Here is a 16,059-nt window from a genome sequence, read left to right as displayed (position 1 = left end):
GGTCGCGGGCCGGGCACCAGAATTGGTGAAGACCTCGTCGAACAGGAGTTGAGACCGCATGGCCGACCGGTACGTCGTTCCCACCGAGGACGGCTGGCAGGTGCAGAAGAAGGGCGCCCAGCGCGCCAGCGCCAAGGCGGCCACGCAGGCCGAGGCCGTCGAGCGGGCGACCGAGATCGTGACGAAGGACGGCGGCGGCAAGGTCGTCGTCCACGGCACCGACGGCAAGGTGCGCGAGACGCACACCGTCAACGGCAGCACGGACAGCCCCCCGGCCGAGGCCGCGAAGGCCACCGCCAAGGCGAACGCCGAGGGTGCGCGGGCCAAGGGCGAGTCGGCGTCGGACAAGGCGTCGACCAGCGCGAAGAAGGTCGCCGCGGACGCCAAGGCCACCGCGCAGAAGGACGCCGAGCGCGCCCAGACCTCGGGCAAGAAGGCCGCCGCGCAGGCCCAGGCCGGCGCGTCCGGCGTCGCCGACCAGGCCGCCGAGGCCGCGTCGGGCGAGAAGTCGGTGCAGGCGGCCGCGAAGGACGCCTCCACCATCGCGCAGACCAGCGGCGAGCAGGTCGCCACCACCACGTCGCGCGCCGGCGAGCGCATCGCCAAGGACGCGACGCGCGTGGCCCAGCACGCCGGGTCCGAGGCCGCGACGCGTGCCGACGAGGCCGGCGGCAAGGTCGCCGGCGCCGGCGACCGCGCGGCCACCGTGTCGTCGGGCATCGCCTCCGAGCTCGACCAGGCCGGCGACGAGGGCGCGAAGCGCGTCGGCCGGTCCGCGGAGGCCGCGGCACAGCAGGTCGACCGCCAGGTGCGCCACGCCGCGGAGCAGGTGCGCGACTCCGCGCCGGGCTACAACCCGGTGCGCATCGTCGGCAACGCCACAGCGATCGCGGTGAAAACCGGCTTCAGTGTGGCCGGCGCGGTCATCTCGACCGGTGGCCAGGTGCTGCAGTTCGCGGCCCGCAAGGTCACCGGCCGCGGCTGACCCACCCCGCACACGACGACGGGCCCGTCCCCTCCTGGGGGGCGGGCCCGTCGTGTGTGTGGTGTGTCCGTGACTCAGGCGGCGGTGTCGATCCGCGAGGAGCGCCGCATCGCGCGGCGGTCGTCCTCGCTGGTGCCGCCCCAGACGCCGGCCTCCTGGCCGGTGTCGATCGCCCACTGCAGGCAGCCGCGCTGGATCGGGCAGCTGCCGCACACGGCCTTGGCCCGGGCGATCTGCGCCGAGCCCGGCCCGTGGGACGTCACGGGGAAGAAGAGTTCGGGGTCGTGGTCGCGGCAAGCCGCGAGCTCCCAATCCATGGTCCTGCTCATCCCATCTCGCTCGTCGGTGTCGGGGTGTGACTGCCCTCCCGCGGAGCGAGCGGGGCGGGGCAGGTGCCGCCGGGCCCGACGCGGGGCGCGCGCGAACGCGTCCCACGACGGCCCCTGCGGCACGTGGTCGTGCGCCGGAGGTCGATCGAAGAATCCGGGGTTCCTGCGTGACGGTCCTCGGAGCGGCCCGGTGTGGGCCCGCGCCCCGGGGTCCGGAGCACCTGCTGTACTCGGTATGACGTCGTGGCCAGCGCGTCGGTTCCCCGCACGCCGTGATGCGTCGATCACGGCGCGGTCCCCGGACGCGCGAGGACCCCGCGACAGCCGAACACCATGGTCTTGCCTCACAACGCGTTCGGCAAACGCATTTGCTCCACACCACTCCGATGAATGCGTGTGGCGTCGGTCACGGATCTCGGTCACGCTCGGGGACGATGTTGCGACGGACGGGTGGGGACACCTGCCGGACCTGCGATCGACGGCGCCGAACGGCCACACTGACGGCATCGCGTGCCACCATCGAGCGACGCTCGACCGGGGTCGTCCCCGGCCGTGGGCGGACGCGACCGAGGGGAGGCCGGCGACGTGAAGACGATCCGACGCACGGCGCGGGATCTCGTGATCTGGGCCGTGCTCACCGGCGGGATCGTCGGCCTCGTGCTCGGCTGGGGCATCATCGGCGGCATCCTCATCGCCTTCGCCGTGTGGCAGCTGGTGCTCGTGGCCCGGCGCGGCGGCGGCCTGTTCGTCGACCAGCGCGCCGCCGACCGGCCGGGCAAACCGACCGTCAGCTGATCCCGGCACCGCGGCGGGGGTGCCGCCGGACGTCGGTGATCGCCAGGATGACGCGATGCGCTGTGCGGTCGTCGGGGGCACCGGGTACATCGGGGTGCGCCTGGTCTCGCGGCTGCTGGCCGAGGGCCACGACGCCGCGGTCCTGGTGCGCAGCCCCCACAAGCTCGCCACCACCGGCTGGGCCCACCGCGTCGACGTCGTCCCCGGCGACCTCGAGGACCCCGCGGCCGTCGCGGCGCTCGTGGCCGGCGCGGACGCGGTCGTGCACCTCGCCCACGCCCTCGACCGGCCCGACTTCCCGGCGAGCGACCGGGCGGCGGCCCACACGGTCAGCGACGCGGCCGCGGCCGCCGGCGTGCGGCGGATCGTCTACCTCGGCGGGCTGCGGCCGGCGGGGGAGCCGGCGTCGCGACACCTGGCGTCGCGGGCCGAGGTCGCCGACCTCTTCCTCGCCGGCCCAATCCCGACCGCGGCGCTCGAGGCGTCGATCGTCATCGGGTCGGGCTCGGCGAGCTTCGAGCTCATCCGCTACCTCGCCGAGCGCGTGCCCGTCCTGCCCGCGGTGCCGTGGCTGGCGCACCGCACCCAGCCGATCGCCGTCGCCGACGTCCTGCACCTGCTCGTCGGCGCCCTCGACCTGCCCGCCGACGTCGACCGCCGCTTCGCCGTCGGCGGGCCCGACGTCCTGACCTACCTCGAGCTGATCCGGCGCTACCTGCGCGTGGCCGGGCTGCCGCAGAGCGCCGCGGTGCCGCTGCCGGTGCCCGTGCCACCGGGCGGGCCGGCGCTCGCCGGGTGGGTCGTCGAGGCGCTGACGCCGCTGTCGCGGCACCTCGTGACGCCGCTGATCGAGTCGCTGGCCCACGAACTGGTGTGCCCCGAGGACGACGTGCTCGACGTGATCGGCCCGCCGCCCGACGGCTGGACGACCTTCGACGACGCGGTCCGGGCGGCGCTGGGGCGTCCGCGTGCGTCCAGCGCGCCCGACGGTGGCGATCCGGCCCTGGCCGGCCCGACCGATCCCCAGGGGTCCGGCGGCGCGGTCTACGACTGGAGCACGGTCGAGCCCAGCGCGGCCGACGCCGCGGCGCTGTGGGCGGTCGTCGACGGGCTCGGCGGGGACGCCGGCTGGTACGCCCCGCCGGGCACCTGGACGGTGCGGGGCTGGGCGGACCAGCTGCTCGGGGGCGTCGGGGCCTATCGCGGGCGCCCCGCGCGGGCCCTGCGCGTGGGCGACGTCGTCGACGCCTGGCGGGTGGAGGCCGTGGAGCCCGGCGCGCACCTGCGCCTGCGCTCCGAGCTGCGCCAGCCCGGGGAGCTGCGCCTGGACCTGCACGTCGACCCGGACGTCTCGGGCCACGGGTCGCACCTGCGCCTGGCGGTGCGCTTCGCCGCCTTCGGCCTGGCGGGCGTGGTCTACGGCCGCGCCCTGCGCGCCACCGCGCCCGTGGTCTTCGGCGCCACGGCTCGGGGGATCGCCGCGGCCGCACGTGCGTGATCTTTGGGGCTATAGCGCCAAAGATCGCTCACGAGGGGAGGAAGCGCTCCCGGGCCGTCCGGACCGCCGCCGCGAGGTCCCCGCCGGCGGCCTCGATCGCGGCGCGCTGGCGCACCGCCCCCGTGCCCGACGACAGCAGGCACGCGCAGCCCGCGGCGGCGAGCTCGGCGTCGCCGGCGTCGTTCAGCGCGCCCGCCACGTGGTCCTGCAGGGCACCGAGCACCTCGTCGGCCGGCGCGGTCTTGCCGGTGCGTGGGTCCACGAGCTCGTCGGAGAGCCCCCAGCGCGCCGCACGCCAGTGCGCGAGGCGCAGGGCCTCCACGGGTTCGTCGCGCGCGGGGACGCCGTCGCGCCAGTCCCGCGCCGCCGTGGTGACCAGCGCCCGGGCGAGCACGGCCACGAGCACCGCGTCGTCGACCTCGAGCGCCACGTCGGTGACCCGCACCTCGACCGTCCCGAGCTCGCGGGACAGGCGCGCGTCGAAGTAGACCATCGCCTCGTCGAGCAGGGTGTCCGTCGCCAGCATCGCCGCGACCACCTCGTCGTACGCCGCGAGCGAGCCGAACACCCGCGTCGGGCCGGCCGAGGGCCAGCGGGACCAGACGATCGTGCGGTAGCTGCCGTAGCTCGTGTCGCGGCCGCGCCAGCACGGCGAGTTGGCGGCCAGCGCCCGCATCACCGGCAGCCATGGCCCGATGCGGTCCAGCACGCCGACGCCCTCCTCCGGCGAGCCGACCTCGACGTGCACGTGCTGCCCGCTCGTGAGCTGGGCGGTGGCGATGGCCTCGAAGCGCTCGGCGATGCGCCCGTAGCGCCCCTCGGGGATCGAGGACGGCTCGGCCTCCTGGTCTGGTGCGACGGGCGAGGTGGCCAGGGCCACGACGTCCACGCCGGCCGCGTGGGCGGCCTCGCGGGCCTCGCGTCGGCGGCGCCGCAGGTCGTCGGCGAGGGCGGCGGCGTCGGCGTGCGGGGCGGTGGCCGTCTCGACCTGCTCCGTGCGCATCTCGCCGTCCAGCTCGCCGGACGCCTCGTCCCGGACCGCGCCGGCGAGGCCGCGTGGCGCCCCGGTCTCCGGGTCGACGAGCAGCAGTTCTTCCTCGGCCCCGAACGGGGGCACATGGCTCATGGGTGCGATGTTCCCGTTCCGGCCGCCGCGAGTGCCGTCCGGGCCGGATCCGCTTACGGTTGACCTCGTGCGGGGCGATGGTGACGGCTGGGTGGTCTGCGACGCCGGGCACCGGCACTGGGGGCGCTTCGGCGCCGCGGGGCTGCTGCTGCGCCACGGCGCGGGCGGCGACGAGGACGACAGCGTGCTGCTCGCGCACCGCATCTGGTGGAGCCACCACGGCGGGACCTGGGGCATCCCGGGCGGCGCGCGCGACAGTGGCGAGACCGCCCGCGAGGCGGCGTTGCGCGAGGCCGTCGAGGAGACCGGCATCGACCCCGCCCGCGTGCGCCTGACCGGCGACACGGTCGACGACCACGGCGGCTGGTCCTACGTCACCGTCCACGCCCGGCTGGAGACCGATCACGCCCCGGCCCTCGAGCCGTGCGACGGCGAGGCCACCGAGCTGCGCTGGACGCCCGTCGCCGACGTCGGGGACCTGGAGCTGCACCCGGGGTTCGGGGCCTTCTGGGGAGGTCAGGCAACGGCCGAACCCCTACCGTGAAGGGCATGCCTGGACCTGCCCTCCCGGACCCGTCCGACTTCCTCGCGGTCGACGCCGACCTGAGCGCGGAGGAGCGCGACATCCGCGACGCGGTGCGCGACTACGCGGCCGCGGAGCTCTCCCCGCGCATCGCCGAGTGGTACGAGTCGAACACCCTGCCCCGCGACATCGCCAAGGGCCTCGGCGCGCTGGGCCTGCTGGGCATGCACCTCGAGGGCTACGGCTGCGCCGGTACCAACGCCACGAGCTACGGGCTGGCGTGCCGCGAGCTCGAGGCCGTCGACTCCGGGCTGCGCTCGTTCGTCTCCGTGCAGGGGTCGCTGGCGATGTTCGCGCTGCACCGCTGGGGCTCCGAGGAGCACAAGCAGCAGTGGCTGCCGCGCATGGCCACCGGCGAGGCGCTGGGCTGCTTCGGGCTCACCGAGGCCGACGCCGGCTCGGACCCGGGCTCGATGCGCACCCGCGCGCGGCGCGACGGCGAGGACTGGGTGCTCGACGGCTCCAAGATGTGGATCACCAACGGCACCCTCGCCGACGTCGCCGTCGTGTGGGCGCAGACCGACCCGGAGGCCGGCAGCAAGGGCATCCGCGGCTTCGTCGTGCCCACCGACACCCCCGGCTTCACCGCCAACGAGGTCAAGCACAAGCTCTCGCTGCGCGCGTCGCTGACCGCCGAGCTCGTCCTCGAGGGCGTCCGGCTGCCCGCCGACGCCGTGTTCCCCGACGTCGCGGGCCTCAAGGGCCCGCTCTCCTGCCTCAACGAGGCCCGCTACGGCATCCTCTGGGGCGCCGTGGGCGCGGCGCGGGCGTGCTACGAGTCGGCGCTGGCGTACTCGATCGACCGCGAGCAGTTCGGCCAGCCGATCGCCGGGTTCCAGCTGACCCAGGGCAAGCTCGCCGACATGGTCGTGCGGGTCAACCAGGCCGCACTCGTGGCCTCGCGCATCGGGCGGCTCAAGGACGCCGAGGCGCTGCACCCGTCGCAGGTGAGCCTCGGGAAGCTCGCGAACGTCCGCGCCGCGCTGGACGTCGCGCGCTCCGCGCGAACCGTGCTCGGCGGCAACGGCATCACGCTCGAGTACCCGGTGTTCCGGCACATGACGAACCTCGAGACCGTGCTGACCTACGAGGGCACCGAGGAGATGCACGCCCTGTCGATCGGCCAGGCGGTGACGGGCATCGCCGCCTTCCGCTAGCGCCTACGGGCGCGGGGGCGCGCACTCCACGCGGTTGCGGCCCCCGTGCTTGGCGGCGTAGAGCGCCGCGTCGGCGTGCACCATGAGCCCGTCGAGGTCGTGCGACGTCCGCGGGTACGACGCGGTGCCGATCGACGCGGTCAGGCCCGTGACAGTGCCGCCGCCCAGGGTCGCCGAGATCGCCACCTCGCACTCGCTGATGCTGCGCCGCAGCCGCTCGGCCGTGCGCCCGACCTGCTCGGGGTCGGCCTCGGCGAGCAGCACGACGAACTCCTCGCCGCCGAACCGCCCGACGACGTCGTAGGGACGGACCTCCGCACGCAGGGTGTCCGCGACCGCGCGCAGCACGGCGTCGCCGACGAGGTGGCCGTGACGGTCGTTGATGGCCTTGAACGCGTCGAGGTCGACCATGATCACGCCCATCTCCCCGCCCCGGCGGCGCAGGCGGGCGAGCTCGCGGTCCGCCTGGTCGCGCCAGGCCGTCGCGTTCACGAGGCCGGTCTTCGGGTCGGTCTTGGCCGCGCGGGCGAACTGCTGGAGCAGGAAGCCCCGGTGCATGCCCATCACCGGCACGAGCAGCACCGGCAGGAGCCAGGGCGTGGCCATCGCGACGACGGCCAGGGCGGCGCCCAGGGCGAGCGCCCCGAGCCCGATCAGCGTGTCGGTGGGGGAGCCGAGGCGCTTCCACCACGGCGTGCCCGGGACGCTGAGGCAGATCATGAAGACGACGAGGCCGTGGTTGACCGTCCAGCGGGCCAGGCCGGCGGCGACGAGCACGAGCAGCCCGAGTGGTCCGGACACCGTCATCTGCAGGCCGCCGGGCACCAGCTCGAGCACCGCCCAGGCCGCCACCGACGCGATGAGCACGGTCGCCGCGGAGTACGTCCAGCGGTGCGGCACGGGGCGTTGGGTGACCCGGAGCCACCAGTAGGCGAACGTGACGACGACGAGCACGAGGGCCAGGCCGAGCGGGAGCAGGAAGAGCCCCGCGAAGCTCCAGACCGATTTCAGCTCGATGTAGGGCTGGCCGTCGGCGGCGACCTCGCGGCGCCGCTCGATGCCGCGCGCGATCTCGACGTGGACGGCCAGCCCGAGCGACAGCAGCCCGAGCGTGCGGCAGTCGGCGGGTCCGATCGGCTCGAGGCGTGCGACCGCCAGCGACAGCGCCACCGCGAGCACCTCGACCAGGAGGACCGCGATCACCACGCGCCGCGGCGCCTGCCAGAGGCTCCAGCGGCGAGGGTCGAGGCGGCGGGCGTCGAAACGGGTCCCCGCCCCGGTGACCTCGGTCACCTTGGCGCTCCCGTTCGCGCTCCGGGCGCCGATCCGGCGCCGCGCCAGGCGGACCGGTCGCAGCGCTCCGGACATCGTGGACACCGCGGACGTGGTGCTCACCGGGTGTGCCGGTGGGACGGCCTGGGCTGGTCCGGACGCGGGAGTCAGCGCGGAACCGGGGTCGCTCGGACCCGATCGGGGTTCACGCGCCGTCACGATCAGTGACCTCCTCCGGCTCGCCGAGAGCCGCTGCAGGCGCTTCCTGCGTGGGGAACACGGTACCGACGGACTCTGGATCTCGGCAGCGCGTGTCACCCATTGGGAAGCAATCACTCCCTTGGTTGACGCCCAGTCGCCGTCTGGTCACGCACAGCTCCGTTGGCGAGCATTCAAGGGCGGATGTGCTGGGGCGTGCGGCCGGATGTGACAGTTCCGTTGCTCTCCGTCAACGCGGAGAAGTGCGGGCCGGGCGCGCGCCGCAGGGAACGAGATCCACCACGCACCGTGTGCGTTGGCCCACGTCCGTGTCTCCGGGGCCCTCCGACCCGACCGATGACGCATCCTCGCGAAAGGATCTCCCGTGGCCGACTCGAACTGGCACCGCGATTCGAACTGGCACTTCGCCGACTCCAACTGGCACTTCGCGGACTCGAACTGGCACCGCGACTCCAACTGGCACTACGCGGACTCCAACTGGCACCGCGACTCGAACTGGCACTGACCGCTGGCGCTGATCCGTCGGCGTCGCCCGCGGAGCGAAGGGCGCCCTCGCTGCTTGCTGAGCAGCCAGGGCGCCCTTCGCTCGCTCCGCCTCCGTCGCCGAGCCCCTCACCGCGCCCGCGCCCACGCGCCGGCGCACACGAGAGCCACGACGACGCCGAGCGCCCCCGCCACGGCCACCGCCGTCGCCGGCCCCGTGCGCTCGGCGAGCAGGCCCGCGAGCAGCACGCCGACGCCCTGGGTGACGCGCAGGGCCGTGACCGCGAGCCCGAAGGCCTGGCCGCGGTGGGCGTCGGGCACCGCGGCGACGAACGCGGCGTTGGCGGGCACCTGGTAGGCGCACGCGATCCCCGAGAGCACCCACAGCGCGATCAGCCCGGCGAGCGGGGGATCGAGCGCCGAGGCGACCAGCGGCACGCAGGACGCCACCGCGAGCGGCCCGAGCAGGCGGTCGCGCCGCGCCGGCGGCACCAGGCGCGCCACCACGACGATGCCCAGCGCCGCCCCGAGCGGGTTCGCGGCCAGCAGCAGGCCCACGGCCACCGGCCCGCCGCCCAGCGCCGCCGCGTAGGGCGCGGCGAGGCCCTCGATCGTCACCACGAACGACGAGACGCACGCCAGGGCGACGAGCGCGCGCAGGCGCCGGTCGCCCAGGACGATCCGCGTGCCGTCGCGCAGCCCCTCCGTCCGCGTGGCCGGGGTCGCGGCGGCCCGCTGCTCGGCCACCCCGAGCTGCAGCACCAGGGCGGAGAGGACGAACGTCGCCGCATCGGCCAGCAGCGCGCCCGGCACCCCCACCAGCGCCACCAGCGGCCCGCCGAGCGCGAAGCCGAGCACCTGGCCGCTCTGGTAGGTCGTGCCGGACACCGCCGAGGCCACGACGTAGCGCTCGCCGGACAGGACGTGCGGCAGGATCGCCGCCCGCGCCGCGGCGAAGGGCGCCGCGAGGAGCTGCCCGGCGACCACGAGGACGCACAGCACCCAGAACGGCGTCCCGGGCACGGCCATGAGCGCCAGCAGCCCGGCGCGCAGCAGGTCGGTGACGACCATCGTCGCCCGGCGCGGTGCCCGGTCGGCGATGCCCGAGAGCAGGGGACCGGCGACGAGGTCGGGCAGGAAGGTCAGCGCGTAGGTCAGCGCGGTGAGGCCGGCCGACGCGGTCTCGGTGAAGACGAGGACCGCGAGCGCGACCCGGGCCACCTGGTCGCCGAGCACCGAGAGGAGCTGGGCGACCCACAGCGCCCGGAACTGGGCGTCGGCGAAGACCTCGGCGAAGCGGGCACCGCCCGTGCTCGGCCGGTGCTCCTCGGTCACGGTGTGACGACTCTACGGACACGCTGCGCGACACGCCCAGAACCGAACGGGCACTGGCGCCACACCCGTCCCACGGTGCACACTGCGACGCGGTGTGAGCCGTTGGGCTGTGGTGACGAGGACGTTGGGGAAGGCGCTTCTCGTCGAGCCGGAGGTCAGCAGTGAGCACCCGTGGCGTGATCTACGTCCACTCGTCGCCGTCTGCGGTCAGCCCGCACGTCGAGTGGGCGATCGCGGGCGTCCTGGACGCCCGTGTCGTACTGGACTGGTCCGCGCAGGGCGCGGCACCGGGAACTGTGCGTGCCGAGTGCACGTGGGCCGGGCCCGCGGGCACGGCGGCGCGTGTGGCGACGGCGCTGCGCGCCTGGGGGATGGTGCGCTTCGAGGTCACCGAGGACCCCTCGCCGGGCACCGACGGCGAGCGCTTCAGCCACGTCCCGGGCCTCGGGCTGTGGCACGGGCGCACCAGCGCGAACGGCGACATCGTCCTCGGCGAGGACCAGGTGCGCGCCGCGCTCGCCGGCGCGTCCACCCGCGAGGCGGTGACGCGGCGCCTCGACGACCTGCTCGGCACCCGCTGGGACGCGGCGCTCGAGGAGTTCCGCTTCGCCGGTGACGGCGCGCCGGTGGCGCGGCTGCACCAGGTCGGCTGACCGGCCCCACGCTCGGGGCGACGTCGGGGAGGGCTGGCACGCTGGACGGCATGCTCGGTCGGCTTCGTGACGGCGTGCGCGACGGCGCCCTGCGCGACCGGCTGCGTCCCGGGGTCCTCGTGCCCGTCGCGCTCGGGGTCGTCCTCGTGCTGCTCGTGGTCGCGGGCGCCCTGCTGGGCGAGCGCGCCGCGACCATCGGGCGGGCGTCGGTGGGCGACACCGGGCCCGTGCTCGTGGGCGCCGAGCTGCCGGCCGACGGCTCCGCGGGCACGCCCGCGGTCACGCTCTCGGCGTCCGCTGCGGCACACCCCCGCTCCGGGGCCGTGCGCGATCTCCTCCAGCGCTGGGTCGACGCCCGCAACACCGGCGACCTCGCGGCCTACCGCGCCACGCTCGCACCCGGCGCCCGGATCGACCCGACGGCCTTCACCGAGGCGGCGCGCACGCAGCGCGTCGGCTCGGTGGTGGTCCGGCGGATCGACCCGGTGGCCGGCGGCGAGCTGGTGGTGCCCCTGGGCTACGTGACCACCCAGGACCCGGCGGCGGCGCCCCCGGACGTGCGCGTACCCCGCCTGTGTTGGCAGGTCAGCGCCGTCCTCGCGCAGGACGGCGACGAGCCCCGCCTCGTGGACCCGAGGCCCGGGAGCCAGCTCCGCACGCCCTGCTAGTTCTCGGTTCCGGGCCGGCGAGGTGCGAGCCGCGAGCTGGGGCCTTTCCTGGTGTTGAACGCCAGCGTGGCCCCCACGCTGGCACTGGGTGCCAGGAAAGGCGCCAGCTCGGGAGATGGTCAGGCGGGGGTGAACGCCAGGCACACGTTGTGCCCGCCGAAGCCGAAGGAGTCGCTGATCGCGGCGTCCAGCGACATCTTGCGGGCCTCGCCGGCCACGACGTCGAGGGTGACGTCGGGGTCGAGCTCCTCGAGGTTCGCGGTGGGCGGGATCAGGCCCTCGCGCACCGACAGGATCGTCGCGATCGCCTCCACCGCGCCCGCGGCGCCCAGGAGGTGGCCCAGCGAGCCCTTGGGCGCGGTGAGCACCGGGTGCTCGCCGATCGCCTTCTTGACCGCCACGGTCTCGGCCACGTCGCCGACGTTGGTCGCCGTCGCGTGGCAGTTCACGTGGCCCACGTCGGCGGGGTCGAGACCCGCCGTGCGCAGGGCCGCCGCGATGGCCCGGGACTGTCCCGTGCCCTCGGGGTCGGGGGCGGTGATGTGGTACGCGTCGGCGCTGGTGCCGATGCCCGCGAGCCGACCGTGCACCGTGGCGCCCCGGCCCTTCGCGAACTCCTCGCGCTCGAGCACCACCATGCCCGCGCCCTCGCCGAGCACGAAGCCGTTGCGGCCGGTGTCGAACGGGCGGGAGGCGCGCTCGGGCTCGTCGTTGCGCAGGGCCATGGTGCGGGCCTGGCTGAAGCCGGCCAGCGTGATCGGCGCGATGCACGCCTCGGTGCCGCCGGCGACGACGACGTCGACCTCGTCGGCCATGAGCATCCGCCAGCCCCAGGCGAGCGCCTCGGCCCCGGACGCGCAGGCCGACACCGGCGCGTGCACGCCGGCGGCCGCGCCGAACTCCAGGCCCACGTGCGCGGCCGGGCCGTTCGGCATGAGCATCGGGATCGTCAGGACCGCGACCTTGCGCAGCCCCTGCTGCTCGAGGATGTCGTCCTGGCCCAGCAGGGTCAGCGCTCCGCCGATGCCGGTGCCGATGATGACGGCGAGGCGCAGCCCGTCGACCTTGGGCGAGCCGTCCTCGGTGGACGGGTAGTCGCCGAGGTCGGCGTGCGCCCACGCCTCGCGGGCCGCGACGATCGCGGTCTGCTCGCTGCGGTCGAGGCGGCGGGCCTCGACGCGCTTGAGGTCGGGCTCCTCCGCGAGCTGCGCGGCGATCTTCACCGGCAGCTCGAAGGTGTCGACCCAGTCCTTCTCCAGCTTCGAGACGCCGCTGCGACCGGCCAGGAGGCCGTCCCAGGTGGTCGCCACGTCGCCGCCGAGCGGGGTCGTCGCGCCCATACCGGTGACGACGACCCCCTGGCCGGTGCTGCTCACGTGTCGCCCCTCAGGAGTGGTTCGAGATGTAGTCGACGGCGTCCTGGACGGTGGTGAGCTTCGCGAGCTCGTCGTCGGGGATCTTGACGCCGAACTTGTCCTCGGCCTGCACGGCGATCTCCACCATGGACAGGGAGTCGATGTCGAGGTCGTCGACGAACGACTTCTCGGAGGTGACCTCCGCGGCGTCGACGCCCGCGACCTCCTCCACGATGCTCGCCAGGTCGGGCAGGATCTCTTCGTTGGTCGCCACGTGCTCCCTCTCTCGTCCTTCGGGTGGGTCTCTCGCGGTACGCGGCTGCGCACCGTAGGGCAGATCAGGGCAGGACCACGACCTGTGCGGCGTACGACAGGCCGGCGCCGAAGCCGACCAGCAGGGCGACGTCGCCGGAGCGCACGCGCCCGGCGCCGCGCATGTGGTCGATGGCCATGGGGATCGAGGCCGACGAGGTGTTGCCGGAGTACTGGATGTCGTCGGCGACGCGCAGGTCGTCGCGCCCGCCCACCTGGCGGATCTTCTTCGCGATCGCCTCGACGATGCGCAGGTTGGCCTGGTGGGGGACGAGCACGTCGATGTCCGAGGGCTGCAGGCCGGCGGCCTCCACGGCGCGCAGGGCCACCGGCGCGATCTTCGTGGTGGCCCAGCGGAACACCGCCTGGCCCTCCTGGCGCAGCGCGTCGGTCTCGTCGATGCCGATGGTGGCGACCATGTCGCCCGCCGCGCCCCAGATCACGGGGCCGACGCCGACCTCCTCCTCGGTGGCCGCCGGACCGATCACGGCCGCACCCGCCCCGTCGGCGAAGATGATGCAGGTCGAGCGGTCCTTCATGTCGAGCCAGTCGGACAGCTTCTCCGAGCCGATCACCAGGACGTGCTTCGCGGTGCCCGACCGGATCATGTCGCCGGCCAGGCCGGTGCCGTAGCAGAACCCGGCGCACGCGGTGTTGAGGTCCATCGCGCCGATGCCGTTGACGCCGATGCGGTCGGCGGTCTGCGCGGCGGCGTTGGGGATGGGCTTCTGCATCGTGCAGGTCGCGACGATGACCGCGTCGAGGTCGGTGGGGGCGAGACCCGCGTCGGCCAACGCCTTCGACCCGGCCTCGACGCCCATCGACACCACCGACTCGTCGGCGGAGGCGAAGCGGCGCTCGACGATGCCGACGCGGCTCTGGATCCACTTGTCGTCGGTCTCGACGATCTTCTCGAGATCCTGGTTCGTGACGACCCGGTCGGGCTGCATGCTGCCGAGCCCGAGGATGCGGGCGCCCGCGACCTGGCCGGTGAGCTGGAGCCTCACGCGCCGCCCCCGATCGCCCCGGCGACCTTCTGCAGGTCGTCCGGGGTGTTGACGTTGTGGGTCGCGGTGCCCTTGAGCGCCCGCTTGACCATGCCGGTGAGCGTGCCCGCGGGCGTCAGCTCGATGACGGTGTCGACGCCGCGCTCGCCCATCGTCTCCATACAGGCGTCCCACCGCACCGAGCGCGTCACCTGGGCGACGAGGCGGTCGAGGAACTCGCCGCCGTCGCCCACCACGGCGCCATCGGCGTTCTGGAGCAGGGGGTGCGACGGGGCGGCGGGCGCGAGCTCGTCGCGGTGCTCGCCGACCCAGGTGGCCAGCGCCTTCTCGGCGGGCTCCATGAAGCGGGTGTGGAACGCGCCCGCGACCGACAGGGCCCGCACGCGCGCGCCCTCGGGCGGGTTCGCGACCAGTTCGTCGACGGCCTCGGTGCGCCCGGCGGCGACGACCTGGCCGGAGCCGTTGCGGTTGGCGGGCTCGATGTCGAGCTCGGCGAGGCGGGCGAGCACCGCGTCGGCGTCGCCCCCGAGCACCGCCGCCATCGTGGTGGGCTCCAGGGCGCAGGCTGCGGCCATCTCGCGGCCGCGCACGGCGGCCAGGGCCACGGCCTGCTCGGCGTCGATGACCTCGGCGATCGCGGCCGCGGCGAGCTCGCCGACGGAGTGGCCGGCGACCAGCGCGTCGTCGGGCACCGTGACCTCGAGCCGCAGCTGGTCCCACGCCAGGAGCGCCGACGCGACGAGCAGCGGCTGGGTCACCGCGGTGTCGGCGATGGCGTCGGCGTCCGCGTCGGTGCCGAGGTGGACCAGGTCGAGCCCGGCGGCGTCGGAGAACGCCTCGAGCCGCCCGCGGGCCTCGGGACGGTCGAGCCACGGGGCGAGCATGCCCGGCTTCTGGGCGCCCTGGCCGGGGGCGAGGATCGCGATCACGGGTGCCACCTCATCACGGCGCGACGGCGGGCCGAAGGCATCGGGACGACGAACTCGGGTCCGTCACCGTTGTGGAGTTCCCACAATGCCGCCCGTCACACACCTGCCGTCCGCCCGGCGCCGACGTCGCATCGTGGCTGGTCAGGGGCGTGCGGGGCCCACGTCGTCGTGGAGCCGGTCGAGGCTGAGCGCCAGTCGCAGCGCCAGCGCCCCGCGCGCGTCGCCGGGGTGCAGGCCGGTGACCTCGGCCACCCGCCGCAGCCGGTACCGCACGGTGTTGGGGTGGACGAAGAGCCGGCGCGCCGCGGCCTCGAGCACGCCGGCGACGTCGAGGTAGCACTCGACGGTGGCGGCGAGCTCGGCGCCGGCCTCCCGCAAGGGGGCGGCGACCTCGCGGCGCAGCTGCCCGACGGCCTCGGCGTCGCCGTCGAGGACCCGCTCGGGCAGCAGGGCGTCGGCGGTGACGGGACGCGGGGCGCCGGGCCACGCGCGCACCGCCCGGTGCCCGGCCAGCGCGCGGGTGGCGCTGCGGTGGGCGTCGGTCAGGCCGGAGACCGTGGGCCCGGAGACGACGGCGCCCGGCCCGAACGACGCCGACAGCTCGTCCAGCGGGGCGCCCGGCCCGGCGATCATGACGACGCGCGCGCCGTGGGTCCCGAGCAGCACGGTGGCCCCGGCGCGGTGGGCGACGCGGCGCACCGCGTGCAGGGGGTCGGGCGGCTCCTCGGCGGGCGGGTCGCCCACCAGCACCGTCGCCTCGGCCGTCGTGTCCCAGCCCAGCGCCGAGGCCCGCGAGAGCAGCGTCTCCTCGGCCTCGCCGCGGACGACCGCGTCCACCACGAGCGCCTCGAGCCGGGCGTCCCACGCGCCGCGGGCCTCGGCGGCGCTGGCGTAGACCGTCGCCGCCGAGAAGGCGACCTCGCGCCCGAAGCGCAGCACCGCGTGCTCCAGGGCGCCGCGCTCGGCCTCGTCGGCGCCCAGCGGCGGGATGCTCTCCTCGAACACGGCGATCGCGATGCGCACCAGCTCGACGGTCTGGCGCAGGGTCACGCGCCGGGCGAGGTCCTGCGGGGCGCTGCGGAACGCCTCGGCGGTCAGGCGCGGGGTGGCCTCGGGGTCGCGCAACCAGGAGACGAAGTTGGCGGCCCCGGTCTGCGTGACCAGCAGGACCCCGGAGCGCTGCTCGGCGGTGAGGCGGGTGAACCACGGCAGCCGCTCGGCCATCGCCGCCACCCCCGCCGCCGCGACGTCCCCCGACGCCCGCTCCAGGCGCCGCAGCGTGGTCGCCCGGACCCGGCCGGGACCGCGCCGACCGGCGGAGTCCGCGGGCCCCACGGCCGCGGCGCTGGTCAT

At 75.2% G+C, this 16,059-nt stretch carries 17 protein-coding genes; 8 read left to right on the top strand and 9 right to left on the bottom strand.

All coding sequences use genetic code 11. The annotated features are described in order from the left end of the window. Positions 1-58 precede the first annotated feature (58 nt). Positions 59-985, top strand: a complete 927-nt coding sequence (locus ACQPX6_RS20115) for a DUF2188 domain-containing protein (protein ID WP_433782202.1) — start codon at positions 59-61, stop codon at positions 983-985. A gap of 74 nt (positions 986-1,059) precedes the next feature. Here the strand turns inward: ACQPX6_RS20115 and ACQPX6_RS20110 are convergent, their stop codons facing one another. Further along, positions 1,060-1,302, bottom strand: coding sequence for a WhiB family transcriptional regulator (locus tag ACQPX6_RS20110; RefSeq protein WP_433788307.1), 243 nt, complete (start codon positions 1,300-1,302; stop codon positions 1,060-1,062). Positions 1,303-1,899: 597 nt separating this feature from the next. Between ACQPX6_RS20110 and ACQPX6_RS20105 the strand changes: the two genes are divergently transcribed. Both ACQPX6_RS20105 and ACQPX6_RS20100 read left to right on the top strand, forming a co-directional pair. Further along, positions 1,900-2,109, top strand: a complete 210-nt coding sequence (locus ACQPX6_RS20105; RefSeq protein WP_433782201.1) for a hypothetical protein — start codon at positions 1,900-1,902, stop codon at positions 2,107-2,109. Positions 2,110-2,164: 55 nt separating this feature from the next. Next, a complete protein-coding gene (locus tag ACQPX6_RS20100) occupies positions 2,165-3,607 on the top strand; it encodes a DUF2867 domain-containing protein (RefSeq protein ID WP_433782200.1) in 1,443 nt (480 codons plus the stop codon). Positions 3,608-3,635: 28 nt separating this feature from the next. On the opposite strand, the gene ACQPX6_RS20095 is transcribed toward ACQPX6_RS20100, so the two are convergent. Continuing rightward, on the bottom strand, positions 3,636-4,733 hold the full coding sequence (locus ACQPX6_RS20095) for a glutamate--cysteine ligase (protein WP_433782199.1): 1,098 nt from the start codon (positions 4,731-4,733) through the stop codon (positions 3,636-3,638). Positions 4,734-4,800: 67 nt separating this feature from the next. Between ACQPX6_RS20095 and ACQPX6_RS20090 the strand changes: the two genes are divergently transcribed. Both ACQPX6_RS20090 and ACQPX6_RS20085 read left to right on the top strand, forming a co-directional pair. Beyond that, entirely contained in the window at positions 4,801-5,277 is a 477-nt protein-coding gene (locus ACQPX6_RS20090) for an NUDIX hydrolase (RefSeq protein WP_433782198.1), read from the top strand. Positions 5,278-5,282: 5 nt separating this feature from the next. Next, positions 5,283-6,473, top strand: a complete 1,191-nt coding sequence (locus ACQPX6_RS20085) for an acyl-CoA dehydrogenase family protein (protein WP_433782197.1) — start codon at positions 5,283-5,285, stop codon at positions 6,471-6,473. A 3-nt stretch (positions 6,474-6,476) separates the two neighbouring features. On the opposite strand, the gene ACQPX6_RS20080 is transcribed toward ACQPX6_RS20085, so the two are convergent. Further along, positions 6,477-7,868 carry a diguanylate cyclase gene (locus tag ACQPX6_RS20080; RefSeq protein ID WP_433782196.1) on the bottom strand — a complete coding sequence of 464 codons (1,392 nt, stop codon included), beginning with the start codon at positions 7,866-7,868 and terminating at the stop codon, positions 6,477-6,479. A gap of 460 nt (positions 7,869-8,328) precedes the next feature. Between ACQPX6_RS20080 and ACQPX6_RS20075 the strand changes: the two genes are divergently transcribed. Continuing rightward, positions 8,329-8,469, top strand: a complete 141-nt coding sequence (locus ACQPX6_RS20075; RefSeq protein ID WP_433782195.1) for a hypothetical protein — start codon at positions 8,329-8,331, stop codon at positions 8,467-8,469. 107 nt (positions 8,470-8,576) lie between these two features. On the opposite strand, the gene ACQPX6_RS20070 is transcribed toward ACQPX6_RS20075, so the two are convergent. Then, a complete protein-coding gene (locus ACQPX6_RS20070) occupies positions 8,577-9,782 on the bottom strand; it encodes an MFS transporter (RefSeq protein ID WP_433782194.1) in 1,206 nt (401 codons plus the stop codon). A gap of 161 nt (positions 9,783-9,943) precedes the next feature. Between ACQPX6_RS20070 and ACQPX6_RS20065 the strand changes: the two genes are divergently transcribed. Together ACQPX6_RS20065 and ACQPX6_RS20060 are read left to right on the top strand one after the other, a co-directional pair. Next, positions 9,944-10,435, top strand: coding sequence for a DUF3145 domain-containing protein (locus ACQPX6_RS20065; protein WP_433782193.1), 492 nt, complete (start codon positions 9,944-9,946; stop codon positions 10,433-10,435). A gap of 50 nt (positions 10,436-10,485) precedes the next feature. Next, on the top strand, positions 10,486-11,103 hold the full coding sequence (locus ACQPX6_RS20060; RefSeq protein ID WP_433782192.1) for a hypothetical protein: 618 nt from the start codon (positions 10,486-10,488) through the stop codon (positions 11,101-11,103). 119 nt (positions 11,104-11,222) lie between these two features. Here ACQPX6_RS20060 and ACQPX6_RS20055 read toward each other — a convergent pair whose 3' ends face one another. The 5 genes from ACQPX6_RS20055 to ACQPX6_RS20035 all read right to left on the bottom strand — a co-directional run bounded on the left by ACQPX6_RS20055 (position 11,223) and on the right by ACQPX6_RS20035 (position 16,059). Then, positions 11,223-12,479 (bottom strand): beta-ketoacyl-[acyl-carrier-protein] synthase family protein, encoded by a 1,257-nt coding sequence (locus ACQPX6_RS20055; RefSeq protein WP_433782191.1) that lies wholly within the window; start codon positions 12,477-12,479, stop codon positions 11,223-11,225. Positions 12,480-12,489: 10 nt separating this feature from the next. Next, complete coding sequence (locus tag ACQPX6_RS20050) at positions 12,490-12,732, bottom strand: acyl carrier protein (RefSeq protein ID WP_116710334.1); 243 nt, start codon at positions 12,730-12,732, stop codon at positions 12,490-12,492. Positions 12,733-12,796: 64 nt separating this feature from the next. Further along, entirely contained in the window at positions 12,797-13,777 is a 981-nt protein-coding gene (locus ACQPX6_RS20045) for a beta-ketoacyl-ACP synthase III (RefSeq protein WP_433782190.1), read from the bottom strand. Further along, the gene (locus tag ACQPX6_RS20040) at positions 13,774-14,706 is read right to left on the bottom strand and encodes an ACP S-malonyltransferase (RefSeq protein WP_433782189.1); all 933 of its coding nucleotides are present in this window, start codon (positions 14,704-14,706) and stop codon (positions 13,774-13,776) included. Before ACQPX6_RS20040 ends, ACQPX6_RS20045 begins: the two co-directional genes overlap by 4 nt. Before the next feature lie 141 nt (positions 14,707-14,847). Beyond that, positions 14,848-16,059 carry a PucR family transcriptional regulator gene (locus tag ACQPX6_RS20035; protein ID WP_433782188.1) on the bottom strand — a complete coding sequence of 404 codons (1,212 nt, stop codon included), beginning with the start codon at positions 16,057-16,059 and terminating at the stop codon, positions 14,848-14,850.

Origin of the sequence: Actinomycetospora sp. CA-101289 (assembly GCF_050955895.1) — a bacterium.
GTDB lineage: Bacteria > Actinomycetota > Actinomycetes > Mycobacteriales > Pseudonocardiaceae > Actinomycetospora.
Note: the sequence above shows the minus strand (reverse complement) of the source record. Positions and strands in the feature narration are given on the sequence as shown.

Bases quoted from the DNA above. Each gene is read 5' to 3' on its own strand.
- ACQPX6_RS20095 (WP_433782199.1), bottom strand. From the start codon at position 4,733: ATGAGCCATGTGCCCCCGTTCGGGGCCGAGGAAGAACTGCTGCTCGTC.
- ACQPX6_RS20060 (WP_433782192.1), top strand. From the start codon at position 10,486: ATGCTCGGTCGGCTTCGTGACGGCGTGCGCGACGGCGCCCTGCGCGAC.
- ACQPX6_RS20085 (WP_433782197.1), top strand. From the start codon at position 5,283: ATGCCTGGACCTGCCCTCCCGGACCCGTCCGACTTCCTCGCGGTCGAC.
- ACQPX6_RS20110 (WP_433788307.1), bottom strand. From the start codon at position 1,302: ATGGATTGGGAGCTCGCGGCTTGCCGCGACCACGACCCCGAACTCTTC.
- ACQPX6_RS20035 (WP_433782188.1), bottom strand. From the start codon at position 16,059: ATGACCAGCGCCGCGGCCGTGGGGCCCGCGGACTCCGCCGGTCGGCGC.
- ACQPX6_RS20100 (WP_433782200.1), top strand. From the start codon at position 2,165: ATGCGCTGTGCGGTCGTCGGGGGCACCGGGTACATCGGGGTGCGCCTG.
- ACQPX6_RS20115 (WP_433782202.1), top strand. From the start codon at position 59: ATGGCCGACCGGTACGTCGTTCCCACCGAGGACGGCTGGCAGGTGCAG.